This is a genomic window from Pseudocoprococcus catus, assembly GCF_019734885.1.
Lineage (GTDB): Bacteria > Bacillota > Clostridia > Lachnospirales > Lachnospiraceae > Coprococcus_A > Coprococcus_A catus.
Map to the genome: position 1 here is coordinate 146,730 of NZ_JAAXCM010000023.1, position 25,785 is coordinate 172,514.

The following is a 25,785-nucleotide window of genomic DNA, read 5'->3' on the forward strand; positions in this document are numbered from 1 at the left end:
TAAGTATATTATATATTTTTATAATATTTATATCGAGCAATAGGCTTCGTATATAGATAACTTTCTAACAACAAGATTGTTAGAGTCCATATAATAAAATGACAAACTGTTACGACTGCACTATACGGACTAATAATCATCATTAAAGGTCTATATGCAAAACAAATTATTAACAATATTATAACTAAACATGTATTACTTCCAAGCTGTTTTTTCCCTTCTTTGACGAATTGTTCAATTTCAAGTTTCGAGCAAGTATATTCAACTGCCGTTTCTTTTATTAATCTGTCCAATCTTTTTTTACCTAGATAAAACAAAATCTGTCCAGCAATAATTCCCAGTATCAATGTTGTCCAATATAAAATATTAACATTCGTTTTTATTTGGACATCAATTTTATTTAAAACAAAATAAATAATCATAGATGCACCCGCAACTAATCCCACTTGCAGCCCACCACTTCCTTTATTTTTCATAGCATAAATCTGTTGTGTTTCATTTGAATAATAATAATTCATCCCTTTTTCTGAATTAAAATATAAAAGCATCATTCTTAAATCCTCCATCACGCAAAAGCATTACCTAATCCATCAAAAAATCCAGATACTGCTTTTCCTACATTTGATAATCCTTTCTTTACATCATCAACCGCTTCATTTATTTCTTTCCCTATATCTTTTATCCCAAGCCAATTATTCTCATACGCATGGTCAAAAACTCTACTACCAAATACTGCGATTGCTGCACCTGCTGCAATTCCAATAGCAGCAACACCGATAGGTCCTACTGCCAATGTTGCTGCTGCAGCTGTTCCTGCCATAGTGCCCAATTCCCCGGCAATCAAACCAACGCCCAAGTGTCCAGCAGCTTTTACCGTTGCATCACCAACTTCTTCTCCTGAAATAAGTTGACCGCTAAAATCTATAGCTGCGCCTATAATAGGCATTCCGACTTTTCCAAAAGAGTGTAATTTTGTACCTGTATTAATTAACTTTCCACTTTGTTGAGCAAATGAATTACTTAATATAACAAAACTATTTTCTGTTGCAGGTCCCTGAATTCCTGTAGACAAAAATATTTCCCCCAATTTTACTACAGATTTACCACCTGATTCAAAAACTTTTGATATTATATCCATTTGCATATTATCCTTAATTTCATTTGGTATTTGTCCAATATTTTTCAGCATTTCTTTTAATAAATCAGCTGGTATTTCAGCATTTGGATTTTTTTGATACAATTCATATAGTTCTGACCACTCTTTTAAAGTTATATTCGGAACTTTCTTTTTTAATTTTTTAACATATTCTTCCATTTCCTTTTCTAGTTTTTTTGTTCTATCATTCCATCGTAATTGAACAGTTTTTTTCCATTCTGGAGTGTCTAATGAAACAGAAAAACCAGTTCCATTCCAACCTTTTTGTATAGCCACAATTCCTTCATTCACAGTATCATATAAAGTAATGCTTTCTGAAAACAACGAGGCCGTAGTATTTTCTATATCATATAATTTCTGTATTTTTTCATTCAACTCTTCAATAAGCGTTTGATTTTGATTAATAGAAATTTGATATTGAAAAATCATTTCTTGATACCAAAAACCATACTTTATCTTCATTACATCGTTTTGCATATTGCTTTGCATTAAACTAATATTTTTTTCTAAAAATGTATTCGTGGATATAAGAGCGTCTCTTTTTGCTATTAATTCTTCCTCATCAAGATTTTCATCTCCAACTGTACTTTTCAGATTTTCATGTTCTTGAATTACAGACTCATTCGCACAAATAAGGCCTTGAATAACAGCTTCGTGATTTCCTAACTGGTATTTCATGCTATCCCAGGCTGCTCCTTTAAGTTCTGTATTCTGTACAAATTGTGAAATTGTTTGCAATGCAGATAATAAATCTTTGTTATCAAATTCCAGATTTTGAATAATACTATCTGCCTGTCCTTTTATAGAACCTGGATAAAGTTTTAATCCCATACTTTTACCACTCCTCGTTTTCCTGCTCTTTCTCTAGTTTTTTCAGATTACTTTTCAAATCACTTTCTATTTCTGAAAATTTTGAATCTTTAAATGTCTTTGCCTCCCATACCGATTGTTGAAGCTTAGAGATACTCTTGCAAAATTCTGTATCATGCTTAAATTGAAGAAACATATCTGAAAAAATATTTTCTATTATTTTATCCTGATAATTGATTTCATCTTTACTTTCTTCTAATGTTCTTATCGCTTTTTTATAGTCGTCAATTTTATCCTGTAACTGTCTTTTTTCATTATCTTCCATATTAATCACCTAATAAACCAGCAGTTAATATATTAGCAATACTCTGATCCACTTGCTCAAATGTCTTACCTAAAGTTTTTATATGTTGTGCATCTTGCTCTAACGCATATCTATAAGCTGATTTTTGAGTCTGGCTTGTTTCATATGCCGTAATAGAATTTCCTTTGGCAGTAATATTTGACTCTGTATCTTTTGATATTTCTTTCTCCTGTAAACTATTTGCATTTGCTGAAATTGTATCTGAACTGCTTGAAGCAACCTGCGTATTGCTTTGTATATTACTCATATTCTATTTCCCCTTTCCATTTCTTATTTTATAATATTTGCAATATATCACCATAGAATATCCCAGCTTCTTCATAAGTAAATTCTTTCGACACAAACATTCCTGTACGCATAGATCTTAATTTGTCTTCATCACCAACAGCTATATTTATTTGACCTGCTTCCTTTAAAATCTGTAAGGTTTCACAAATCTTTTGTTCAGAATTGACCATAATATCTTTGTTGATTTGATATTTAGTACTCGTAAGTGTAATTGTTAATTGCATCTTCACGTCTCCTTTTCCTTCTTTTGTCAAAAACCAGGAAGAAAATAAAAAAGAAAAGTATGAGCATAATACCTGTTATGGCAATATTTACGCCCAACGCATTATCCTCTTTCTCAATTTCTTCTTTCTTTACTTCTGAACCTGTATATAAAAACAGTTGATCCTGTATTCTTTCGTATTCATCTTTTCCACTTTCTAAATCTGTTTCAAACAACTTTTTTTCTATTTTCTGATAGGCATCATATTCTTTTAAATGCACCTTTTCAATTTTCTCTTCATATTGATCTGTAAACAAATCTATTCCATAAGTATCCGTTAAGGAAGAATAGGTTTCATTCTTTTCCTGTAATACAGAGGTATCGAACTCAATGTTGCTATTAATATTTTTTTCAAGTGCTTTTCCTGTGTCATCCATTTTTCCCATACATACGTTCCTCATATTTTCAAAAAGCCGTCGGGAAAATCCCGACGGCTCTCTGCTACTACATCGCTCCAATTTTCCCTGCGATTTCCTGGTCGATGCTCTGCATTGCTGCGGATACATCACGTAACTGCTGTGCAATTGATGTGATAAGATCTGATGTAGCTGTAAAACTTGGTTCTAAAGATTGGAACTGGTCATAAAATGCCTGGCTGCTGTGACCGGCCCATTCATCACATAAGGATGTTACCATGTTTCTCATCGTAGAAACCACTTGGTTGAACTCCTCACATCTGGTATTAAATTCTGCTGCCTTTGCCTCCATCTGTTCCGGGCTTAATTTAATGTTGTTTACATCTGCCATAATGTACCTCCTTTGAATGCTTCTCCTTTTTTTATATGCAATGCTGCCAAACAGCTTATTGCTCTGGTTTTTTATTTCTAAAGTATCTCAAAATCAAGAATATAATAAGTGCTGTTAAAAGTACTGCAAAAACAATATAAATGAAATACGATGTTATATTACTTTCCTTTTCTGTATTCGCAGAAACTGCTTTTGCCGAAGATTCTTTTACTTCTTCTCCGCCCACTATCTTTTCCTTTTCTTTTGAAACATCATTTAAAGCTACTGGCTTAGCGATAAATTGATAAGCCTGTGTATATTCCATACTTCCCAATCTTGTATATGGAAGCTTTGCTGAAAAGTCAGCTAATATATTTTGATTTTCTTTACTGGTGGTTGTCTTGGTATTTTTTGCTGCACTCAAGCCGTCTTCCACCGCTTGATTTGAGGCGTCTTTTGCATCCTGAATACCTTTCTGAAGAGTATTGATATTTTCTTCTGTTGTAGTATAGACTTTATTTGCATAATCCACATAAGACATATTATTTTCTATCAAACTCTTCTGAAGCAGTCCGTTATTCTGTTTTATTCCATTTACATTTTCTGCAATATATTCATCTTGTACAGATGGTGCAAATGACTTCAGCTTTTCATTAAACTCGTGGATATAGACTGATTCAGCCTCATATTTTTGTTGCAGGATACCATTGAAGTTTTCTTGGTTCTTCTGCATTGGATCTACATAAAAATCCTGGAATACATTTTTTATTTCCTGCCCATTTGTTGTCTGCTCATTCCCAAGTTCTGTTTCAAAGGCTTTCACCTGCTTTCCATAATGCTCCAGTCTCTCTTGAATTGTAGTAGGTTGATTTGTCCCTGGATCAATAATCATATTCCCTGCTTCATCATATCGATAATCTTTATATTCCTGCAATGCAGTCACCTCTCGCGGTACATTTTCAATCACGGAATTAATGTACTGCTGAAAAGCATTCAAATCACCATCAAACACAATTTCATGAGTTTTGTCAAGCGCCAAACTTCCATTTCCTGCGTCACTCACAAAAGCACTTATAGAAGAATACCCAAGACTATTACACATAGCTATCATATTCGGATCTTGCTCACATTCCGCAAGTGCTGTCTGCACCGATTTTGCAGTTGTATATACTTTCGGAATTTCTATACCCAAATCAGGATCTTTCTCTATAATTTCAATAGTTTCCTGCTCATTTGCTGCCGCTGCAAGTTTACTGGTAATAGCACTCCATAACTGTTTTGTCGTATCTGCCTTTTGATTTTCTTCGGAGTCGGGAACATCTGCAAGGGTTATAGATAATTTTGGTGAATCCGAAGTAGCGTAATGTAATTCAAAAACCCCTTCACTTTTTTCCTCTAAAATCAATCCCGGATTTGCTGCTTCAATTTTCTTTGCAAACTCAGCTAAGCGGTCAGTCAGCTGATTTGGTAATCCCTGATTATAAGTCTCTATCGATTTTCCTAATTCACCTGCTATAATATCCGGCTGCCGTTTCAAATCTTCAAGCATGTTTCCAACTGTATTTCCTGGTTTTTTATTCAAAACTTCGTCCAGTTTATTATTTGCAGTATCGACTACAGAATTTCCCTCTTCATCTTTAAATACATCTAGCTGTTTTGTATATTCAGCCAAGGATGTAAGCTGTTCTGAAAGACTTCCTCCTTCCGTCTGCATATTCTGCAGTTGTGATTGTGCCTCTTCTACACACTTTTTGTACTGTGAATCAAGATCAGTTGCTAAAGCCGTATTTTTCTCTACATATTCTTCTACATTTAATGGTTCTGTTGTATTTTCTTCTCTTTTTAATTCCGGAATCTCAACTAATTGTACCAAATCATGCGACTGTATACTCTCAATGGCATCTTTATCTTTTAAATCATTATTCATAACTGTAGCAGCACCATCTTGAGCCTTATGGAACTCAGAAAGAATATTGTTCAAATACATATAGCTCAAACTGTCATTCAAAGAATTTCCAAAACTCATCACATCATATAACAAATGATACTGAGACTCTCCTGAAAGATTTTTATTTAAAGCATATTCAAGTTGAGCTGCTTGTGGTGTTGTATTAAGACTAACAACATTTTGTGAAAATCCGGCTGGTATGATTATGTAAGCACCATATTTTCCGTTTGTTAATCCTGTTCTTGCTTCCTCTAATGATGAATATTCAAACGAAGAGCTGGGAAATTGAACAATCTTATCTGCATAATTTATTTTTTCCTCTGCTGATGTTGTCCCCTCATCCAGATTGACTACCGCAATTTTTCTTGACTCCTGTTTCGTGTTTTCTCTTTCAGCAACTGGGGCAACTACTTGTTTTACATCAGGTCCTTTTTGATTTGTTTGTCCAAGGAAATATCCCAAAGTTCCTACAAGCCCGATACATCCAACAGCAAGCAGAACTGCAACGACTTTTTTATATTTCATTACAAATCATTCCCCTCCTTATCTTTGGAATTACATTTCAAATGCTTTTAATGCATTTTTTATTTAGCCCATTTTACCATAATCTTCCATTTCTCACAATATTTTTTTGACAGAATGGATATTTTTTTCACAATAAAGGAAGGAATTCATTTACTTTTCTAGAAAACTGCACATCATCAAAAAAACTTAGTGATAAAATGGTTCTGCTCACATCCTGTCTATTTTGATTCATCGTTTTAATCTTTATAATTATCCGAAATAATTCTAATTGTTGGTAAAGTCAGTCCTGTTTTTGTTACTGCGTAAATACAACTACTTATTTTTTTAATGCCTCGATATCCAAAAAACTCCAGATATTCTTCATGTGATATTCCTTGAAAATCAAATTTTCTTGTATCAATTTCAATTAAATACACCTAGTATCCTCCTTTTCCAATCTGCTTTTTTAATATCTTGTTTCTGGTATCTTCATGATGTTTTTTCTTTCAAATATGCTTTTATAATAATTCTGACATTTGCTTTTGCACTACAGGTAGACAATATGATTTCATTTCCCTTATTATCCTCAACATATCCTCTTTCTATCTGATAAATCTCACTATCTGCCGACACCTGTTCACAAGTTGTAATCTGATAGTTCAAAGTTCTTCCATCCGGTAAATAAACCTCCATATCCGTGTGCTTCTGGAAAAAATCAATATCCTGATAATTTCTCAATACATGAAACATACTTCCATCTTTCATATTATGGCCATAGATAATATTCTTACTATCTGAAAAGTCCCGTTCATTCCGGTAATCTAAAAAAATACTGCCCGCAATATTGTAAGTTTTTTGCACCGTATGGTTCAAATAATAGGAATTGTCTCCCCCTCTTACCACTGGATATTCCAGTACCCCTGGAATTCTGATCCATGCTACAACATCTGGATTGATTTCCTGTAAAGCTGCAAAATCGACCGTTACAGTTTCTTCCTGCTTTTCTCCTTCCTTATCATCTTCTGCAACATTTGGTTTCGTATTTTCCGGATCCCTTGTATTCTTCTCTACTTTTACATATTCTTGTAACTGTTCATATTCCCGTTCTGCTTTTTGATATTCACTAATAATCTGATAAATCCAGACTCCTGCTGCCAGCAAGATCACGCTTAATATCCCAAGTAAAAAGTATTCTTTTTTCATCTGCTTACCTCCAACGTAAAAAAGCGGCAGCATACCAAAACTGATATGCTACCGCCTGCACTTATGCCCCTTATTTTCTTAAATTACAGCAATCCAGTGGGTTTGGATTGATATGCTGTTTCCAATATTCATAATGTTCTGTGACATCTTCACAGACCGTCAACGGAAGATGAATTTTTTCCAATATCCTGATTTTTTCTTCCAATGGTAAATGCCAGTACCCACTCTGACGCAGAACATATTTCTGGTAATCCAAGTCCGGAAACCACTTTTTAATCCATCCATTCACCCGAAGAAATTCTACCAAAACTTTGTCTACCGGCAGCCTATTTAAGTAATCAAAATCCAAATACTCCTCAATCAGAGGGCTTAATCGTAATGTGACATCAAAGCCCTCTTCCTGTAATTTTAACAATGCCCTTAACCGCTTTGACGGACTACTTGCCTTTTCATAGGCAAGAGCCTTTTTATCATCAAAACAGGTAATGGTGATCTGGATATGTGCCAGCTTCGGATCATAAAGTTTCCGGTATCGTTCCTCTCCTGCCAGATGGGATTTTGTCACAATCAGATACCCAATACCATATTCATTTAACTGTTCTATGGTTTGATAGGTAATCTGTTCCTGACTTTCCAGCGGCTGAAAGCAATCTGTCATGCCTCCAAGTCTTAACATGGTTCCCGGTGGCACCTTTTCCAATTTTCTCCGGATTTTCTGGATATCTGCCACTCTTGGATTTTCTGCATTCCAAAGTCCGCGGAAATCCAAAAGGCTGCGTGCATAGCAGTAGGAACAATTATGCATACAGCCACAGCCATAAGTATCCAATCTGGTCGGATACCTGCATTTTTCTGCTTCGTTGCCGCTTACACTTTTATAAAAACTTTTAAATTCTTTTCTTTCGCTTCAGCATCACCTTTCCTTTCACTTGCGGGGTCCGGTACCGCCCCGAAATCTTCTGGTAAAGCATCCAGAAATGTTCTTTACACCACCCCGCAGGTCTAGTGTTCCATCATCTCCAAATGCTTTTTATCTCTTTGTGCGTCTGATCCGCCAAAGGACAATACCAATACCAAAGGCCGCTACTACTGCAATACCGATTGGCAGCAGGAGCATGGTATTATCCCCGGTTTTTACGTCCTCTGGTTTTTCCGGTGTCTGCGGAAGTTTCTTATTCTGGATTTCTTTTACCACTTCAATAACCTTTGTTTTTGCGTCTACATAACTAAATGTGATTTCATAGGTTTCCGTATGCTCTTCATATCCTTCCAACGGTTTCGTTTCCGATAATACATAAGTAATCGGTCCTACTGCTTTTCCTTCTTCGTATGTGGCAATCGGCAGCAGTTCACTGGTTGCAACTCCATCTTTATCTGTAGTAAGTTTTCCAACCACTTCCTCAGTCTCTTTGTTTTTCAATTCAAATTCCACATTCGCAAGTGGTGTCTGATCTTCTGCATCTGTTTTCTTAATAATTAACTGCCCCATTGGTACTTCATCTTTCATGGAAACTTTCTGTACTTCTCCGGTTTCCTCTACAGTAAATTCTACATCTTCTGCAATCAAAAATCCTTCCGGTGCAGCTTCTTCATGAAGGATATATGTTTTTCCCGGCTGTAGATACTCGATCCGGTAAGGTTCTTTGGTAGAGATCCATTCTTCTATGATATTTCCCTCTTCGTCCAGTACCTGTAACTTGGCTCCTTCAATTTCCTGTTCTCCGGTGATATCCGTTTTTGTGATGTCAATCTTTGTATGATCGTCTTTCATGGAAACTTTCTGGATTTCTCCGGTTTCCTCTACGGTAAATTCCACATCTTCTGCTTTCACATATCCGTTTTCTGTTGGAGCCTGTTCTTCGTGAAGTATGTACTTACCCGGTTTTAATGCATAAATGATATGCGATTCCTTTGTAGAAGTCCACTCTTCCACTACAGTGCCTTCTTCATCTTGAATCTGTAGTCTGGCACCTTCCACTTCCTTTTCTCCAGTAATGTCTGTTTTTGTAACTTCAACTTTCGTCGGCTGGTTCTCCACTTCTTTTTGTATAGAAATCACTTCCAATTCTGGATCCGCATAAGAAGCATCAATTTCAACCTTCTCTTCATATGGTAGATATCCTGGCAGACCTTCCAGTTCCTTCAGATAATATTTCCCGTGTGGAATGGTATCCAAGTACTTCAATTTTCCTTCTTGATCTGTTTTTTCAACTGCTACCAGTTCATCTTTTTTCACCACAACTTTTCCTGCTGCATTTACAATATCTTCTCCTGCATACAATCCAAACGAAACCCCAGCAAGCGGTTCTTTTGTGGCTTCTGATCTTTTCAGCACTTCAATTTCCACCTTCTGCCGCTGGTTCTTGATTTCCTTTGTAACATAATCAACAGCCACTTCTTGTCCCTGATAGGTAATCTCAAAATCCTGTTCTTTTGGATCCAACACGAAAGAATCTCCTGTTTTAGTCTCTTTGATATAGAATTTGCCAATCGGAAGATTATTTAAAGTTCCCTTTCCTTTTTCATCTGTTACAATTGTTCCAACCAATGCATCTTTTTCAAAACGTATGATCCGGTTGCCCTCACTGTCCATCTGCCCATCTGGCGAATAAATGGTTTCTCTTGCATGGATAGAAAATTCTGCCCCAGCAAGCCCCTGTTCTTCATACTCAAACTCATATCCTTTTTCCGTTTCCATAGCATCTTCTCCAGTAAACAGGTTGGACACTTTATTGACTACTTTTGCCAGACCATTTTTTAATTTTGTCAGCATCTGGTCTGTTATTTTTTCGGCACCTATAAGCACCTCTCCTGTTTTTTGGATTGTCAGGCTTCCTACTGCCTCATCGTTTTTTACTTCCACGACTACAATATACTTTCCAGTTTCTTCTTCCACCTCATGTACGGTATTGCTGTCTACTTTGATGGTAATGGATTTTCTTGGAGCTTTTTCATAAGTTCCTTCTTTTGTCACCTCATTTAAAGGAAGTATTTCCTCTCCCTTTTTTAACACCTGCTCAAATCCTGTCTGCACAAACAGTTCTGGGCTTTTTACTTCTTCAATCCGGTAGGTACCCATTTTTAACGGTTCTGGTGTCAGAAGATAGCCTTCCTCATTTGTTTCAAACACCTCAATGGTTTCCGGTTTTGGATACCGTACTTTCATCGTGACATATTTCTTTTTCTCCACATCATAGATTTTATAATGGGCACTATTCTTTAAAATCGGGAGATCAGTCTGAGCATCCTTTTTGATGATTTTAAAATAGAATTGCATTGGACGGTCATTAAAGACACGCCATACCTGTGGTTCTCTGCTGTCCTCATCAATGGTAACCAAAAACGGCTGAATCTCTTCCATATTTTCCGGAACGGTACTTTCGATACATACATATTTTCCATATGGAAGTTCCGGGGAACACAGATACCCTTTTTTGTCGGTAAACATTTCTTCTGTCTGTATCTTTTCTCCATTTTCATAATAAGATGCAGTTTCCTCTTTACTGAAATCATATCCGATAAAATCCTGCGGTGCATATTCGGTTCCATTCGATGGTTTTAAGGTACCATCCTTTACTTTAGAAAGTTCACTGATCAGGTACACTTTAAATCCGGCACCCTCCAGCAATTCTGTTTCCGTCTGGCTGCCATCATCACTGATTTTAATTAACTGGAATGCCTGTTTTTTTATGGTTTCCAAAACAGTCACATTTTTCTGCACAATTTCCACATCTTGCCCTTCATATGCAAGATCTACCGGGTATTTGGTTTGATCCAGCAAATATGCATTGGAAGGAGGTGCAGAAATTTCCTGTACATAGTATTTTCCAAGATACAAATCTTTGAAATTCAGAACACCTTTTTCGATCGTTCCCTGCACGACCAACTGATCCTTTTTATAAAGCAGTCCTGTCTTTCCATTTGGGTGTTGGATATCTTCTGCCGCATACAATCCATAGACAGCCCCGTTTAAATCTCCATCTCCCTGGCTTACAGAGTCCTGTGTATCTTTGTCTATTTTCTTGATATGGACTGCTCCCCGTACCTCTTTATTTTTAAAGGTATGTGCAAAGGTATACGTGTAGGTCGTATCATTTTTATATTCATAAAAGAACTCATAACTATCACTGCTCTGAACATAAAGAGGTGGTGCCTGAATTTCCTTTACTACATAATGGAAGCCAATTGGGATATCCGCAGTAAATGCAGCCTTCCCGTTTTCATTGGACTCCGCTTTCTGTATCATAGTTCCCTTTGTAACCAGCACGGAACCGTCTGCACCGGTAACATCTTCATCTGCATACAATCCAAAAATTGCCCCTTTCAATGCTGCATCATCATTACTTGATTTCTTCAGCACTTCCACAGATACCTTTGGTCTGGCATTTTCATATTGTGTTTCTTCCTCAACCACTTCTACTGTCTGCCCTGCATAAGAAAGGGTTACCATATGGGTACGTTCTTCCTCTGTCTTCCCTATTGTCAGGGAATCCGGAGCCTGCTGTTCTACCACCTTATAGGTTCCGAGATGAAGCATATCCGAAGAACAACTTCCATCTTCTTTTGTCTCCAGTTCTCCTGCCAAATCTCCTGCCTGATAGATTTTTGTCTGTTTATCCTGGCTGTAGATGTCTTCTGCTGCATAAATTTTATACTTTGCCCCTGCAAATGCAGCATTGGTATAGGTAAATTGCAGATTTCCAGCCTCTCCAGATACTCCTGTCAGCTTTTCCCCCTGCTTTCGGATGATAATCTTCCCTTTTTGTTCCTCATTTTTTACAGTCAGTGTTTGTGTTTTTGCTACTTCCAGATTGACATTGTAAGCAGTTGTATTCAGTTTATACCCTTTCGGTGCAGTGATTTCCTTGATGTACACTGTATCCTGCGTCTTTGTCAGCTCCGCTTTAGTTGCCCCTTTTTCATCTGTTGGCGGCATCTCCAGAATCAAATCTGTACATGCCTGATCCCGATAAATCCAAAAAACAGCCCCTGCAAGTTTTACACTGCTTTTTGCATCTTCTTTGATGACCTCAATCCAGGAAATATCCATCCATTGAATCGAAAATGAAACCTTAGTACTTGGTTCCTCATAAAAATCCCCATAACCAACATCCTGATTGCCGGAACCGGTAGAAACCACTAGAGTTTTCCACTGAGCCCCTACCTGTCCGCCTAAATCTCCGCTATTCCAGGTACCATGTACGGTTTTTTCTGCGGTAAAGTAAAAAGTTGTACCACCATAAATCTTAATGGAACCGCCTTTCTGCTCCTTTCCGGCAGTATCATGGTAAGTCACACCTTCCGGTAAAGAAAGGGTAATATAATTTCTATGGTCTCCATTTAATGTGATATTTTTTGTTTTCTGCACATCTCCTTCCAAAAAAGCGGTTTCGTTTGTGGAAGAAAGGCTGATGGCAGCACTTGGCGGTGCTTCCTGCCCGCAAAGATAATTGATGTATTCCATGACACCATAGCGTTTCAGTCCGTCCTGCGTGCAGCCCACAAATGCCACTTCCTCTCCGCCATAACAGTAACTTGCTGCTAAATGTGTCAGGACATATTTGATATCATTGCTATAATTCTTTAGATATTCTCCGGTTAAATCACCCGGCCCTCCATATCCATAATACAAAACTTTCTGTAAGTTTAAGTTGCTCTCATAAATTTCTGCCACGTAATCAGACGAAGGCGGTGACTGCAGATTTGATTCCAGACAGTATGCAATCCGTTCGTTGACGTAAAAATAGCAGGTACTGTAAGAACCTAAATCACTTGGGTATACAATCCTCTCCCCTTGCACCAAAGAAGCTTTTTCCCTTGCCTGTTCCATAGAAGAGGGGACAACGGAAAACAAGACACCCTCTTCTTCCTTTAATGCACTGGTATCAATGTTGGCACCATCAGGCTCTGCGTCTTCCTCCCCACTTTTTATCTCTTTCTTCTGTTTCTTCTCTTTTTGCGGACTCTCTCCTTCCTTTCCCGCTTCTTTCACAATGATTTTCCGTGTAATCTCATAAGTATCTCCGGAAGGTTTTTGGACCTGGTAAATACAGTCATACCTTCCAGGTCTGTCTGCATCAAACAGCTTTCCTTCTTTATCTGCTGACAAAACAAGAGAAACCTTTTCTCCGTCTTTTACAGTAATACCGATGAAATCGAATGCCGGATCAAAAGTTTCTCCCTGCTCAATCGTAATGTCTTCTGCCTGTGTTTCTTCTTTTACATCTGTCTGTTCTAATGGTGCTGCAAAAGCACTGCTCCCACCTGCAAGCAGAGAGGAACACCCTAATAAAACAGCTAAAAATCCTGCTGTACATCGTTTTTTCCATGTTGTTTTCAATAAACGCTCTCTCCTTTCACTTTATTGTTTTTTAGACGGGCAGTTCCATTTTCGGGAATATGCTGCACACCGGAAACTGCCCTGTTTCCCATTTCTTCTTAAGGTCTGTCCCGAATCATACATTGTTCTCCTTTCCCATGGCACTTTAAACCATGCAAAAAAGGAACTGCTTTCGCAATTCCTCTTTTGCACATTTTAAAAATGAATTATCTTGTGTTTTTCCTGATTTCCTTTGTCAGCCAGTCATCAATCCCTTTTTCATGTTCTGCCCACAGTCCGTCCTGATCTAAATCCCACTGGTTCCGATTACAGGATAAGGAAAGCTCCTCACAGATACGGTATGTATGATTACAGCCTTTTCGTATGGTATCCCGTTTTACTCTTTTTTTCGGGCATTCAAAGTAAGGATCGCCCTCTTTCTTTCTCTCTTCACATTCCTCACAGATTTCACTATACTTTTTGTCACATATAAGCCGTAACTGCTTATCCATGTCATAGACTTCTTCCACATGGGAGAGACCACGCTTTTTTAATGCTTGTAAAACCTCATACAAATCTCTCCAATTTCCAATTCCCGGATTCCCAAGGAACGTTTTTCCTGATACCTGATGGGCAATCTCTGCTTTTAAAATTCCTTCGGTCACATAAATCTCATTTCCTTCTGCTTTTCCCGATATCCCTACAATACTGCTGATCCCACACCCTTTCTTTTGATTTGCACTGGAAAGCCATACATATTTATTTTTTCCCTTTGGGTTGTCCAATCGTATCTGGAATCCTGCCAGATATCCGTCTACTGTATAAACAGGACAAAGATACCCGCTGTTTCCTTCATAGAAATTCAGATCCCAGTCTCCTTCCCGATTGATATAAAATCCGGGAACGCCTTCCAAGCGTAATCCCTGCTTTATCAGTCTCCTGGCAATCTGTTGAGATTCCTCCTTACTGGTACTTTTATATCCTTTTTCTTCCATACGCCGGATAATCTCTGCATTCACACCTCTTCTTTCCAAATCTTTGCGGTGATATTCCTTCAGTTTCAGATAAGAGAGCATTTTTTTATAAACATGATGCCGTTGTTCTGCATCCACAGGTTCTGCCATGCGTTCCTTCTGTTTCCTTGCCTGTTTTTTTATCCCCTGGCTTTCTTCCTGCATTGCTTCCCTTGTCTTTTTCTTTCTGCCGGGTTCCTCCTGCTTTCTTCTATAAATTTCCCGATATGCCTTTTTATACCGGTCCTTTCCCGTCAGATGACAAAGTTCTGCATAAAGTGTCAGCATATTATGACCAGTTCCACAATCAAAGCAATGGAAAACATTAATGATTTTCCCTTCTGCACAGACACAGATGCTTGCCTTCCCTCTTGCATCTCCACAAAATGGACAGACAACATTGGCTGCATTCTGGACATCCTTTACCTGATATCCATTTTTGCAGTTTTCCAAAAATTCCATATCCAGCATGTTTGCGACATCAAAAATAGTGAATGGGGCAACTGGATAAGAATCTGTACGCTTTCTTTTTTTCATATCCTTTTTACCTTTCTGGAAATATCCCCTTACAAAAGTCGGAAAAGGCATGGCCAGCACACCTCTTCCTAATAGTTAATCTTTTAAGCAGCTTTCTGTTCACAATCTTCCAGTAAAAGCTGAGCTGCTTCTTTCATTTTAAAATCAGAACCTCTGTATTCGTTTGCAAACCATTGTAACTGCCGATATCCCGCTTCTGTCCCAAGCATTTCACCAAATGACTTTCCTTCAAACAACGCATACGGACAGATTACCTTTTTTGCCGCTTCTACTGTCAGAGGTTTCTTCTCCGCTTCACTTTCCATATCTCTTTGTAACTGCAAGAAAAAGTCTTCTTCATCTATTTCTTCAAAGGGAACTTCTTCTTTCGCCTCTTCAAAATCTTCTGATGGAGCAGAAACGGAAGATTTCTCTTTCATTTCCTTTTCTTCCGCAATCTCCTGAGCTGTATCTGCTGCTTTTGTTTCACTGCTTTCTGTCTCTTGAACTTCTGCTTCCTTTGTCTGTTGTGCTGAAAAATCCAAAAGGTTCATCTGTCCAAAACCGTCCTCTTCCTTTTTCTTATGAGATTGCAAGCCCGACTCCTTCGGCCCTTTCTTCCCCTCTTTTGATTTTTCTTCCAGATTGTTTTCGTTTGGTTCCCTCTCCGGTTTTTCGTCTTTTAAATCTTCTATGGAAGAAGAATCTAAAATGTCTTTTCCCTCGTTTGTCAATGAATCTGGCTGAGTTTCCTCTAACAGTACTTCCTGTTCTGCTGTTTCCTGATGATGCACTACTTCTGCTGCTTCTGAAGATTGTTTTTCCAACCTCTTTGTTTCTTGCACTTTCATATCTTCCGCTGTTTCTGCCTCTTCACTTTCTTCTAAAAAAGCTGCAGGATCTGGGAAAAAATCTGCCTGTATTATAGTATCTTTGTTTCTTTTCTTATCTTCCTGCGGCGGTTGCGCTAAAGGACTGTCTGCAATTACATCAGAAGCCTTTTTTTCCGGTTTCTGTGGCTTTACCGGCACTTCGGATTTTTTATATTCCACCCTTTCCTTTGATTTATCAGGTCCATTTGGTGTCCCCTTCATATCCGGATCTTCCGTTTCCTGTTTCATACGGAATTTATACAGGAAGAAGTATTTAAACCCATACGTCCATGCTGCTCCTTTCGCCTTTGCAGGAGAGTCCAGATGGTCTCCCACCAGCTGAATACTTACTCGCTCTTTTTCCTCCAAACAGTCCGCATTGACAATAAAAAATGTAAGTTTTGCTGTATAAATCCAGCTGCCATCTACTTTACTGTAAGCGGCATCTGTCTCTTCTAATTCCTGCAAACAGATATGGTGCTTCGTAAACGCCGGATTTAGAAGTTCAAAGATATCATCAATCTTTACAAAATCATAATCCACTTCGTCTGAATAATGCTTCTTTAACAGCTTTGGCATTTCGTTTGAAATTGCAATTAGTTTTTGCTGTAAATTCATTGTTTCTTTGTTTTCCATCCTATGTCCTCCTGTTCTTTCAATTAAGCAGCCTGTTTCTGTTCTGCCATGACATTGTAATACCAGATATCCCTTGCTCCTACCTGATAGATTTCCTCTACGTCCCATACCTTATTTGCCCCGTACTTTTCTTTCAGACGTTTCTTTTCTTGTCCAGATACCTGACTGAGTGGGTACTTTCCGGTTGTGTTTTTTAATACCTCTGCATCGATGTGGAAATATTCAAAAACACCTTGTCTCCCTCTTACAACTACAATTACGGTATGATGCACCTGCTCCAACGATTTTCTAAGGGCTCTGATTTTTTCAATCCTCTCCGGTTGTTTCTTCATCAAAAACTTTGCTTTGTTGTTTACTTCTGTTTCAAAAATCTGACGCATGACTTCCCTGTTCTGCAGTTCTTTTGCCCAGTATCTTCCAAACCTGCGGATGACAGCTTTTCGGTTTCTTAAATAGCAAAAGTACAGCCAATTGTCAAATACATACGTTTCTCCATCGAAAGCAAAGTCCTGTTGTGGGAGTAATCGGTCTGTTACAGAATTTTTTTCAAAAATCACATCTCCTGCTGTCTTTTCAATCAATTCCCGATATTTCCATGCGACTGCTGCTCTTTCAACTGCGGTGATCACAATATCCTTTTTTCCTTTCTCCAGTTTCTTTTGGGCATATTCCTGAACCTTCTGTTCCAGGCAGCGCATACATCCACGCTGGAACCGGAAATTTTTTCCTTCCGGAATATTTAACAAAGCACGCAAGGCGTAGGATACATCTGTAAATTCAAACGTCTTTTGGTTGAAAATCCCGACAAATTCCATCCCCTGATATAAATGACTGGCTCTGTTTTCAAGGTTTGTTCCCATATACACAAAGGTAAATTCTCTGTTGAAAGTCTTGGTAAACACATTCTCCCATGTCAAAAGGGCTGGCTTGTTCTTTCTCCTAAGCCACTTAAAAAAACGTTTTGCAAATGCATTTCCTTTCGTCCATTCTGGTACATTTCTCATATTCTTTTTCTCCTTTTCTTTTCATTTTTATGCAAATGGAAGACAGTATGAAGATGCCCAATACCGTATTCTTTCCATTGCCTGTTCTTTCCCACATGCTACCCACAGCCATTCCAATAAAAATTCTGTAAGTACCTGCTGTTTCTCTTTCTTCATAGTTACAAGTTCCAGCCAAAATGCTTTCATAAACTGATCTTTGTCGGAATCTGTTAGCTGTCTTAAAATTGCTTCCAGCCGTTTTTCTGGTTCTCCTTCTATCTTCCGGATTCTGAAAATATTCTTTCTGCTGCATGTTGGAAGTATCACAGGACAGGAGAACGCTTCTCTTGCCATATCTACTGCCCAAAGTTCTTCCTCTTCCCATGGTGTAAACAGTGACAATCTGTAAACCCAGTGTGTGACCAGATATGTCATATTTCTGCGGACTGTCCCACGCTTTTGTAAAGCGGAAAAGATTCCTTGTATTCCCGTCTTTCCTTTTCCTGTGTTCTTTGCAGAGATCTCTTCTGCAATGGAAACCAGCATATTTGCGTAATAAATTCCCAGTTCTTTCTTTCCTTTTTTATAATCCATATTCTTTTCTCTCCTATATATACGGTAACCCAAATTTAATTTTTCTGATCTTCCCCTAATAAACAAGATCCCCGGGAATGTCATATTCTCTCCACTTCATACTCGTGCATTTGGCAACTTTTTCTTCCAGCTCCACCATAGTTCTGCCGGATATTCCCTTGCTCTGTGCCAGGAAAAGAATTTCCCCAATCCCACAATACACTTCGTATGCGGTGCAGGGTGCATCACCAAAGGTTGCTTTAAAGCGGTCTACGATCTCTGCAACATTCTTTTTCCCAAACCCTTGTTTTGTCATAATTCCAATCATGGTATTGACTGGATACTCAATGGAAATAGCACACAGTTTTTCCACCGTCCCTTTCAATGCATTTTTATAGCATTCAAAAGTTGAAAGCAGATTTTCCGTAAACTGTTGAAATTCCACAGAATTATTGTGCCGCATCCGCATATCCGTTCCTAATGCAATCTTTCGTTGTCCCTCCATCAGGCTGTAAAAAATATTGGCACCTGATGCTGCCACATCGGAAGATGTGATGCGTATGGTAGCTGTAAGTTTCTCTTTTACCTGCTTTCCATACTTTTCCATGATTTCCCCATACACTTCTTCCAGCCGATGATCTTCAATCTGCCAGATTGCCGATACCATAGTCTGGTCCGCATACCCTTCTAAAAAGGTACTCTTTTTATACTCTCCACGTATGTAAACACTGGCAAGCATAAAAACCTCCGGTAAGGGATATACCTGATACCCGTTTTTTTCTGCTGAATGCACTGCCCGAACCTTTCCTTCTGAAACACGGAGCAATGCTTTCCCTTTTGCGACTTTCAAACACTGATTCAGGATTTCCGCAAGTACCGCAGGCTCTACACTGGACAATGCCGCACCGCTGATTCTGGCCCTGCTTTCTAAAGTTGGGATTGCAGAACTCCCCAGTTGGTATGCTTCTGTCTGATTGGTTTTCAATAAAAGACGGGAATGGTTCTTTGTATCTCGTAATACTTCCATACAGATACGCTCTTCTTTACTCTCAGGCTTTTCCAGTATCTGTCCTGCTTCGTATACTCGTAATTCTTTACTTGGAACCTCAAACCATGTTGCCCGTTTTTCAACCTCTTCCAGATATTGATGCAATTCCACTTCTTTTAAAAATGATTTTGAGAAGTTATCTGCATACCATGTTCCCGTAGGTGTATTATGCAGCTTTAAACAAATCTTCCATCCACCTTCTACAGCACGAAACAGATAACCTTCCTGTTTCATTTTCTCCATCTCTTCCTTACTTGGCAGACTCCCTTCCCATAGAATACTTGTCTGCATAGGTTCGCCTCCTTCCATTTGGCAGATATACAAAAACTTTCCTTTCCTGTAGGAAGTACAGCCGGTAATCTTCCAGACAAAGAAATATATCAAGGCCTGTTTGTTCCTTGACTTCTTGCAATTGGTCTATTTCTTTCTCATGGTTCGAAATCTTCCTAGGGAAAAGATAAATTTCTCCTTTTTGCTCCACCCTTTTCCCCACAGGTAAAAAATGCAATCCCTGATAGAGCATGCACTTTTTTCGATTTGAAACCTCTCCTTTTTTCTGACTGAGAATCGTGATGATACACTTTTTTAGATACGCTTGTATCGTTACCCCTGTTAATACTTCGAAACAGGTTTCCACTGACTCACGGTCTTTACTGCCCTGATAAGTTTTTAAAAGGTCAGTTACAATTCCGGTAATTTCAAAATCGGCACCCTCTAAAATATCTGCAAGTACCGTGTCAGCATCCCGAACGGCAGACTCATCTTCCATCTGCTTTTCTAAAAAAGTGAGCGTTTCAAACAGTTTTCTGGTTTTTCGCTGTTCGCTTAGCTTCTGTACATATTTCCTTTGGCACATTCTTTTCTCCTTCCTTTCCGTTTTTTTGCATGTTTTCCTCCTTTCACGCACAAAAAAAGACACAAAAAAGAGCCATTGTCTTTTTGTGTCTGTCTATCTATGCGTTTAAAACGGTTGTTAAAAGTTCTCTTCCGGAAACATAGCCGGAACTAAATTTGACTTATGGAAAGCAATATGCTGTTTCCATATAAAATAAAGTCACTTAAAGATTAACACAATATATAGTACATGTCAATCTTTCTATCCATGTATTTAGTAGCAAATACGGTTTTTTCACAATTCCACACATATTTACCAGAATTTTTTTAACCGGGGACAGAAGCATTTTTATCTGCCCCCTTCCAGTCGTTTATTCTTCTTCCGATGTTTCTTCTGAGATTGGAACAACACACTTTGCAATGCTTCGTCCCTTTTCATCTTCTTCAACCATAAAGGATACTTCCATATTGTTCCTCAAGGTTTTAAATCCTTCCGACTGGATCTCACTGTAATGTACAAAGTAATCAATGCCATCTGCATCCACAAGAAAGCCATATCCTCTCTTTGCACTAAACCATTTTACAGTTCCTTTCATTTCTTTTCCTGCCATAGTCATCTCTCCTATTTATTATTATTTCGTGCATGTCGGCACGAAAGGAAGAGTGTGGGTTCGAACCACACTTTTTTCACCGTTCTTCCTGTGGGATTTCTTCTGCCCCGTAAAAAACCTCATACATAAGTTCCCCTATTTTTGCAGCTTTTCCCTCCACCCGTTCCACTTTTCCAAAATAGAACCGGTATGTTTTTCCAACCATGAGGTTTTTTTCTTTTTGTATCCGAATGCGGATCCGGCTTCCGTCTTTATCCTGTACAACTATCTGATACATTCTGCCCGGATAATGTTTTCCCTTGACTGCAAGAACCTGTGCTTCCATAATCTCATATTCTCCTGTTTTCCCAATCTTCAGAAACTTGAAAATCTGATAAAACGAAAACACTGCCAATATCCAGGTAAGTATCAAAAAACTCGCTTCCTCAAATTGCACCCCCATATATGTACCGATTACAGCAATAAAAAAAGACAAAAGCCCTGCTTTCAGCATTTTATCTTTAAATAAAAATGGGATTTCTTCTGTTCCATCTAAATTTTTGATCATATATTGTGTCATGCTTTCCCACTGCTTCCTCCACCTTTTTTTCATGTCCATCTCCATTTCTCTTTCTTACCTTTGGAACTACAAAAGCAGACACAGAACTGCTTTTGGTATAAGATAAAAAAGAAAGCCGGCAAATGCCGGCCCGACCCAATGTTTCTTTGCTTTCTGTTTCCATACAGTCTGTTTTTTTGTTCCAATAATCCGTACTTTTCCAGGAACCAGCCACCGCAGCTTTAGATAGAATTTCCGGAACGCTTCTTTGTCATACCCAAAAGAGCGCACCTGAAAAACAAGTGTTTCCCTTTCCTTCTTATCAAGCAGGATAAAACTCGTCTGTTCTGTCTCTTTCATTTTACGGATTACAATATAAAATTCCGGGATCCCCCTGCGGCTTCCCTCTACGATTTTTTCCATTTCTCTGTAAAAAATCCGGCAGACTTCATAATGCTCATTTTTGTATGGCTGACGAATTACCAGACAATCCTCTTCTAATTTCATATAACAGCCTTTCGTCTGCATAATCCTTCCATTTGCTTTCAATGCTTCTTTTACCAAATAGAATCCCCAACTTGCTAAAATCAGGAATACACAGATACTCTCCCAAAAGCAATGGTTAAAAAGCAGGAAAAATCCCAGAAGTCCGGAAATTCCAAAACAGCTTCCCGCCCTTATCAGACATTTCTCTTTATAATCCAGAAGCCGATACATATCGTGTTCCGTGGCTTTCATTATCATGCGATTTTGTTTCTCCTTTCGGCTTTCCTTTTTGTTTCTTTTTTTCCATCTCTTTTCTCTCTTCTAACAATTCATTGGCTAAGCGTATGGTTTCCCTACAACGATAAGTACTAAACATGGCAACATGTGTCTCCTTTTCCGGAAGTGCCAGTTTTCCACTCAGCCAATGATATGTACTGTTTTTTGTCATATATCCCTGTGTCCAAATTTCTCTTAATGCACGATGTGTCTGTATCCGAAGGTTTCGAAGTTCCCCATCCGCCATAATTCCAAGCGGTCTGTGGTTTTTCTGGTTCGCTGAAACATAAGCATTGCAGTCCGGATAACCACTACACACATAAAACATTGTTTCCGGGGTGAAAATTCTCTTTTCTCCATATAGATAGGAAGCTGGTCTTAAAACTGCCTTTTTCCCACAATATGGGCAGATTACCTCTGGAAGTTGCTTTCTATTTTTCTTTTTCTTCATCGAATTTCCCCTTTCTGCTTTAGTCTATATCATGCATTATAAAAAATTTGGCTTTCACGGTTCAATAGGTTTTCCAAATTTTTTTTATTTTTAAGAATATTTTTTAATCAGCCTTGTAATGATTCCCTCTGCCACCTCAGAAGTTTCATTGATTCGTGTTACAACAAAGCCAATTTTATCTCGTTTTCCTGGAAGGGAAGCCATGTTGCACTCATGGGCAATAGCATTTACTCCAAGATCTAAACGGATAAAGTACGTTCCCTTATAAACATCAACCACGATACCGGAATATTTTCCCTGGCGGTGGCATTTCTTTAAGTTGTCCTTATTGGTATTTTCCGTTGCTCCCTTCGCATCTACGGCTACTGTCATACTCTCCGCATCCGGCATTTCTATTTTGTTAACGCAGACCAGCACTAAATCTCCCACCTGAAATTTTTCTGTTGCATCTGGCATCCATTCCCATGCCATGTCTCTTGCACGCACAGAGCACTCTACACCAAACACTTCCAGACGGACTGCCTTTGGTGCTACAGCAATGACTCTGGCCTCCACAATCCTTCCAGGATAAACCATTGGCTGCTCCTCTTCATTTTCTGTAAAATAGAAAATCTGTCGTTTCCGCAGCATCGCATCTTTTCGGGATGCCACTACGCTTCTGGAAGCCTCATCTAAATCTTTGATAATAAAATCAATATCTGCCCCAAGCATATTATTAGCAATCCTTACCTGGCGGTTCAATGTATCCGCATTTTCCCTTCCGTCTCCTTTTAAGTTAATCATCATTTCAGACATAGGGATTAAAATCCGGTAACCATTAAAATAAGTGACTGCTACTGTCCAGCCGCTTTCCAGTTTCTCAATACCACTTAACGGACCAGTCAGGATTTTCCGGGTTCGCTGGGCATTTAACAACTGATGCCATTTTGCCTCTTCTTTTTCCTGTGTACTTTCAATCGAAGCATCGACTTCAATCGTCAGGATTGAATTTTGTGTTACTGCTCTTGGAATTTCATTTTTTACTTCTTCTGTGATTGTTGTTTTCGTTTCTGCCATATACAGCCTCCTTTTCTTCATCAAAAAAGGCACAAAAAAACAGCCCTCTGGCTGCTTTCTGTGCCTGATTATTTACACTATCATCATAAAACATTCCGTTTTGCCTGTCAATTCCGATTGTGTTGCAATGTTATCGCAATTTCTTATTTTTGCAATCGCTTTTCAATTTTCCAACTTTTTTAAACCTTCTTCCCACCGGATACGGGAAAAATACCAGATTTTTCCCTGGATTCTCCGGCAGATTTGATTCTCCTCCAAATACTGGAAACTGCTCTGCTCTGGATTGTCTTTATCCCAGTTTGTCTTTTCATAGAATTCTTCCGGTGTATCATAAATCTCCACACACTGTTTTGCCAAGTCAGCCTTTTCTACTTCTGTTTCCCTGATGTAGATCCCAAATTCTCTTAAGAGCAATTTTAAAAAAGTATATTTTACCAGTGCATTTTTCTCCATATTCATACAGCCTTAATCTCCACCTCCATCTGTACTTTTCTGAAACAAATCTTCTACTTTGTATACAGTTGTCTGCTTTTCATTTTTCCTTACAGACTTTTTCGGCGGTTCCCCTTGTAATGTCAGAGGTTCCGATTCCTGTTCTTCCCTGCTTTCTTCTGCCTGTTTTCTTTCAAAACGCTCAACCGCTTCCCTCTCCTGCTCCAATATCTGAAACTGATTTTTTTCTGCTTCCATTTCCCGATACCATTTCGGAATATGTTCATTTGTTTTTTCCAACTTCAGATGTTTTGCATCTGGATGTTCCGTATAATCCATTTTCCGAAGTTTTAGCACTTTCTGTCCACGGATAATCAAAAGCATCTGATCAATGGGAAAACGTAATACTTCATCAGGAAGCAGCAGCATTCTTTTTCCTACGGAAGAAGTCTCTGCGTATTCCGGCACATAATCTGTCATGCGTATAGTATAATAGCTTTTCCGCATAGATGCAACGGAAACCGTAATCTCTCCAGAACGGGAACTGTAATAAGTAGCAGTTGTCATATCATTGCACCCTAAAAATAAAGACATATCACAACCGCCAAGTATTTCTTCCCATTGTCCTTCCGGATATCGGTTCATCATCTGTGGGATATTCTGAAAGATAATACTCATGCCGATTCCCCTGCTTCGTGCGGTTGCCAATTTCTTTTTAAAATCCGGAATCACTCCGATGTTCGGAAATTCATCTAAGATAAAGCACATGGGAACCGGAAGTTTCCGATCTTCCATTCGATCTGCCAGTCTCACCAATTTGATGCTAAGAAATGAGGTAAACAGTGTTGCCAAAACATCATATGTAGAATCCTGATCTGATGTAATGCAAAAATAAGCACACTTTTGTTTTCCCGGAAGTGTCAGGTCAAAATCCCCATGACTGGTTATCTGCTGTACCAGTTTATTCTGCATAATCTGCAAACGGGTTCCAAGTCCCAATACCGCATTTCCTTTTACCTTTTCTGCCTTTGAAAAAAGCTGATATGGTCCTCTTGCCGGGTGTGTTGTCGGCAGACGTTCAAAAATAGCATCTAGCATTTCTACCGATTTATTCAGCAGCAGTTTATATGCTTCTGGAAATGTTTTTTTCCCCACTGGATATTCTTCATATACATACAGGCACAGCGCTTTCAGCAAATCCATTTCTACGTTATCATAAAAATGGTCAAATTTATCAGTTGTGTTCCGGATCACGACGTCAACAAACACATCTATCAGGCTTCCATCATCAATTTCCGCAAGACAGTCCCAGGCATCACTGTTTACAAGGTCTATCAGATTTAACTGTTTTACAATATAGCCCTCTTCCCGCAAATATCCTGCTAAATCTTCATACAACTCTGATTTTGGATCGGTAAGATACATGGACTCTCCACGACGCACGCACTGCAATGCCATATTTCTTGCAAATGCTCTTGATTTCATACTTCCCTGGCTGCCACAAACTGCTAGATTCCTATTCAGTCTGGAATCTATCGGAAGGCTTACGTATTCTCCATTTTCTAAATCCTTTCCAAAAATAATCCCCAGAACGTCTTGTAAGTTCTGGTCTGCGTTTAAAATTTCTTTTTGTTCCTCCGGCTTCATATATCCGGCTGTACCATAGGTTCCCTTTACCGAATAATCAAAGTTCCGTTCATCTGTTTCTGAAATATCCTTTTCCTTTCCTCTCCAGATAATGAGCATACCCAAAAGCAGCATACATAAAAATGCTACTACGGAACTTTGAAGTCCTGTTGCTGTTGTAAAGCCTCTCCAAATGCATACAAACGGGTTTAGTACTACAACTGAATGAGACAACCTTTCTAAAAAACCTCCAA

Annotated in this window: 25 protein-coding genes; all 25 read right to left on the reverse strand. The window is 38.6% G+C overall.

Annotated features, from left to right (window positions below; all coding sequences use genetic code 11):
* Nucleotides 1–8: 8 nt before the first annotated feature.
* Complete coding sequence (locus HED67_RS06165) at nt 9–551, reverse strand: hypothetical protein (protein ID WP_022250354.1); 543 nt, start codon at nt 549–551, stop codon at nt 9–11.
* Between the two features lie 14 nt (nt 552–565).
* Nucleotides 566–1,987 carry a hypothetical protein gene (locus tag HED67_RS06170; protein ID WP_021739107.1) on the reverse strand — a complete coding sequence of 474 codons (1,422 nt, stop codon included), beginning with the start codon at nt 1,985–1,987 and terminating at the stop codon, nt 566–568.
* 4 nt (nt 1,988–1,991) lie between these two features.
* On the reverse strand, nt 1,992–2,291 hold the full coding sequence (locus HED67_RS06175) for a hypothetical protein (protein WP_044963412.1): 300 nt from the start codon (nt 2,289–2,291) through the stop codon (nt 1,992–1,994).
* Nucleotide 2,292: 1 nt separating this feature from the next.
* A complete protein-coding gene (locus HED67_RS06180; RefSeq protein ID WP_021739106.1) occupies nt 2,293–2,577 on the reverse strand; it encodes a TIGR04197 family type VII secretion effector in 285 nt (94 codons plus the stop codon).
* A gap of 28 nt (nt 2,578–2,605) precedes the next feature.
* Nucleotides 2,606–2,842, reverse strand: coding sequence for a hypothetical protein (locus HED67_RS06185; RefSeq protein ID WP_021739105.1), 237 nt, complete (start codon nt 2,840–2,842; stop codon nt 2,606–2,608).
* A complete protein-coding gene (locus HED67_RS06190; RefSeq protein ID WP_021739104.1) occupies nt 2,811–3,266 on the reverse strand; it encodes a type VII secretion EssA family protein in 456 nt (151 codons plus the stop codon). Before HED67_RS06190 ends, HED67_RS06185 begins: the two co-directional genes overlap by 32 nt.
* A gap of 58 nt (nt 3,267–3,324) precedes the next feature.
* Complete coding sequence (locus tag HED67_RS06195; protein ID WP_004612715.1) at nt 3,325–3,627, reverse strand: WXG100 family type VII secretion target; 303 nt, start codon at nt 3,625–3,627, stop codon at nt 3,325–3,327.
* A gap of 55 nt (nt 3,628–3,682) precedes the next feature.
* Nucleotides 3,683–6,079: a hypothetical protein gene (locus tag HED67_RS06200; RefSeq protein WP_021739103.1), complete on the reverse strand. Its 2,397-nt coding sequence runs from the start codon at nt 6,077–6,079 to the stop codon at nt 3,683–3,685.
* A gap of 236 nt (nt 6,080–6,315) precedes the next feature.
* Nucleotides 6,316–6,495, reverse strand: a complete 180-nt coding sequence (locus HED67_RS06205; protein ID WP_021739102.1) for a hypothetical protein — start codon at nt 6,493–6,495, stop codon at nt 6,316–6,318.
* 52 nt (nt 6,496–6,547) lie between these two features.
* The gene (locus HED67_RS06210; RefSeq protein ID WP_049946823.1) at nt 6,548–7,261 is read right to left on the reverse strand and encodes a class B sortase; all 714 of its coding nucleotides are present in this window, start codon (nt 7,259–7,261) and stop codon (nt 6,548–6,550) included.
* A 70-nt stretch (nt 7,262–7,331) separates the two neighbouring features.
* Nucleotides 7,332–8,090, reverse strand: coding sequence for an SPL family radical SAM protein (locus HED67_RS06215; protein ID WP_242831195.1), 759 nt, complete (start codon nt 8,088–8,090; stop codon nt 7,332–7,334).
* A gap of 201 nt (nt 8,091–8,291) precedes the next feature.
* Nucleotides 8,292–13,601 (reverse strand): SpaA isopeptide-forming pilin-related protein, encoded by a 5,310-nt coding sequence (locus HED67_RS06220; RefSeq protein ID WP_021739100.1) that lies wholly within the window; start codon nt 13,599–13,601, stop codon nt 8,292–8,294.
* A gap of 206 nt (nt 13,602–13,807) precedes the next feature.
* Nucleotides 13,808–15,130, reverse strand: a complete 1,323-nt coding sequence (locus tag HED67_RS06225; RefSeq protein ID WP_081695242.1) for a hypothetical protein — start codon at nt 15,128–15,130, stop codon at nt 13,808–13,810.
* Nucleotides 15,131–15,213: 83 nt separating this feature from the next.
* Nucleotides 15,214–16,617: an ERF family protein gene (locus HED67_RS06230; protein WP_021739097.1), complete on the reverse strand. Its 1,404-nt coding sequence runs from the start codon at nt 16,615–16,617 to the stop codon at nt 15,214–15,216.
* A 23-nt stretch (nt 16,618–16,640) separates the two neighbouring features.
* Nucleotides 16,641–17,621 (reverse strand): hypothetical protein, encoded by a 981-nt coding sequence (locus HED67_RS06235; protein WP_021739096.1) that lies wholly within the window; start codon nt 17,619–17,621, stop codon nt 16,641–16,643.
* A 27-nt stretch (nt 17,622–17,648) separates the two neighbouring features.
* Nucleotides 17,649–18,194: a hypothetical protein gene (locus HED67_RS06240; RefSeq protein WP_044963409.1), complete on the reverse strand. Its 546-nt coding sequence runs from the start codon at nt 18,192–18,194 to the stop codon at nt 17,649–17,651.
* Nucleotides 18,195–18,249: 55 nt separating this feature from the next.
* A complete protein-coding gene (locus HED67_RS06245; protein WP_021739094.1) occupies nt 18,250–19,512 on the reverse strand; it encodes a hypothetical protein in 1,263 nt (420 codons plus the stop codon).
* Nucleotides 19,472–19,990, reverse strand: coding sequence for a hypothetical protein (locus HED67_RS06250; RefSeq protein WP_147597880.1), 519 nt, complete (start codon nt 19,988–19,990; stop codon nt 19,472–19,474). Before HED67_RS06250 ends, HED67_RS06245 begins: the two co-directional genes overlap by 41 nt.
* Before the next feature lie 436 nt (nt 19,991–20,426).
* Nucleotides 20,427–20,666, reverse strand: a complete 240-nt coding sequence (locus HED67_RS06255) for a cold shock domain-containing protein (protein WP_199797990.1) — start codon at nt 20,664–20,666, stop codon at nt 20,427–20,429.
* A gap of 76 nt (nt 20,667–20,742) precedes the next feature.
* Nucleotides 20,743–21,258 carry a hypothetical protein gene (locus HED67_RS06260; protein WP_147337239.1) on the reverse strand — a complete coding sequence of 172 codons (516 nt, stop codon included), beginning with the start codon at nt 21,256–21,258 and terminating at the stop codon, nt 20,743–20,745.
* Nucleotides 21,259–21,291: 33 nt separating this feature from the next.
* The gene (locus tag HED67_RS06265; RefSeq protein ID WP_044963403.1) at nt 21,292–21,948 is read right to left on the reverse strand and encodes a hypothetical protein; all 657 of its coding nucleotides are present in this window, start codon (nt 21,946–21,948) and stop codon (nt 21,292–21,294) included.
* Nucleotides 21,899–22,417: a zinc-finger-containing protein gene (locus tag HED67_RS06270; protein WP_021739089.1), complete on the reverse strand. Its 519-nt coding sequence runs from the start codon at nt 22,415–22,417 to the stop codon at nt 21,899–21,901. Before HED67_RS06270 ends, HED67_RS06265 begins: the two co-directional genes overlap by 50 nt.
* A 90-nt stretch (nt 22,418–22,507) precedes the next feature.
* Nucleotides 22,508–23,473 (reverse strand): S1 RNA-binding domain-containing protein, encoded by a 966-nt coding sequence (locus tag HED67_RS06275; protein ID WP_081695237.1) that lies wholly within the window; start codon nt 23,471–23,473, stop codon nt 22,508–22,510.
* 162 nt (nt 23,474–23,635) lie between these two features.
* Nucleotides 23,636–23,932 (reverse strand): hypothetical protein, encoded by a 297-nt coding sequence (locus tag HED67_RS06280; RefSeq protein WP_021739087.1) that lies wholly within the window; start codon nt 23,930–23,932, stop codon nt 23,636–23,638.
* A gap of 6 nt (nt 23,933–23,938) precedes the next feature.
* Nucleotides 23,939–25,765 (reverse strand): VirD4-like conjugal transfer protein, CD1115 family, encoded by a 1,827-nt coding sequence (locus tag HED67_RS06285; protein ID WP_318248172.1) that lies wholly within the window; start codon nt 25,763–25,765, stop codon nt 23,939–23,941.
* Nucleotides 25,766–25,785 lie beyond the last annotated feature (20 nt).

Bases quoted from the DNA above. Each gene is read 5' to 3' on its own strand.
- HED67_RS06165 (WP_022250354.1), bottom strand. From the start codon at position 551: ATGATGCTTTTATATTTTAATTCAGAAAAAGGGATGAATTATTATTAT.
- HED67_RS06170 (WP_021739107.1), bottom strand. From the start codon at position 1,987: ATGGGATTAAAACTTTATCCAGGTTCTATAAAAGGACAGGCAGATAGT.
- HED67_RS06175 (WP_044963412.1), bottom strand. From the start codon at position 2,291: ATGGAAGATAATGAAAAAAGACAGTTACAGGATAAAATTGACGACTAT.
- HED67_RS06180 (WP_021739106.1), bottom strand. From the start codon at position 2,577: ATGAGTAATATACAAAGCAATACGCAGGTTGCTTCAAGCAGTTCAGAT.
- HED67_RS06185 (WP_021739105.1), bottom strand. From the start codon at position 2,842: ATGCAATTAACAATTACACTTACGAGTACTAAATATCAAATCAACAAA.
- HED67_RS06190 (WP_021739104.1), bottom strand. From the start codon at position 3,266: ATGGGAAAAATGGATGACACAGGAAAAGCACTTGAAAAAAATATTAAT.
- HED67_RS06195 (WP_004612715.1), bottom strand. From the start codon at position 3,627: ATGGCAGATGTAAACAACATTAAATTAAGCCCGGAACAGATGGAGGCA.
- HED67_RS06200 (WP_021739103.1), bottom strand. From the start codon at position 6,079: ATGAAATATAAAAAAGTCGTTGCAGTTCTGCTTGCTGTTGGATGTATC.
- HED67_RS06210 (WP_049946823.1), bottom strand. From the start codon at position 7,261: ATGAAAAAAGAATACTTTTTACTTGGGATATTAAGCGTGATCTTGCTG.
- HED67_RS06225 (WP_081695242.1), bottom strand. From the start codon at position 15,130: ATGAAAAAAAGAAAGCGTACAGATTCTTATCCAGTTGCCCCATTCACT.
- HED67_RS06230 (WP_021739097.1), bottom strand. From the start codon at position 16,617: ATGGAAAACAAAGAAACAATGAATTTACAGCAAAAACTAATTGCAATT.
- HED67_RS06235 (WP_021739096.1), bottom strand. From the start codon at position 17,621: ATGAGAAATGTACCAGAATGGACGAAAGGAAATGCATTTGCAAAACGT.
- HED67_RS06240 (WP_044963409.1), bottom strand. From the start codon at position 18,194: ATGGATTATAAAAAAGGAAAGAAAGAACTGGGAATTTATTACGCAAAT.
- HED67_RS06245 (WP_021739094.1), bottom strand. From the start codon at position 19,512: ATGCAGACAAGTATTCTATGGGAAGGGAGTCTGCCAAGTAAGGAAGAG.
- HED67_RS06250 (WP_147597880.1), bottom strand. From the start codon at position 19,990: ATGGAAGATGAGTCTGCCGTTCGGGATGCTGACACGGTACTTGCAGAT.
- HED67_RS06255 (WP_199797990.1), bottom strand. From the start codon at position 20,666: ATGGCAGGAAAAGAAATGAAAGGAACTGTAAAATGGTTTAGTGCAAAG.
- HED67_RS06260 (WP_147337239.1), bottom strand. From the start codon at position 21,258: ATGAAAAAAAGGTGGAGGAAGCAGTGGGAAAGCATGACACAATATATG.
- HED67_RS06265 (WP_044963403.1), bottom strand. From the start codon at position 21,948: ATGATAATGAAAGCCACGGAACACGATATGTATCGGCTTCTGGATTAT.
- HED67_RS06270 (WP_021739089.1), bottom strand. From the start codon at position 22,417: ATGAAGAAAAAGAAAAATAGAAAGCAACTTCCAGAGGTAATCTGCCCA.
- HED67_RS06275 (WP_081695237.1), bottom strand. From the start codon at position 23,473: ATGGCAGAAACGAAAACAACAATCACAGAAGAAGTAAAAAATGAAATT.
- HED67_RS06280 (WP_021739087.1), bottom strand. From the start codon at position 23,932: ATGAATATGGAGAAAAATGCACTGGTAAAATATACTTTTTTAAAATTG.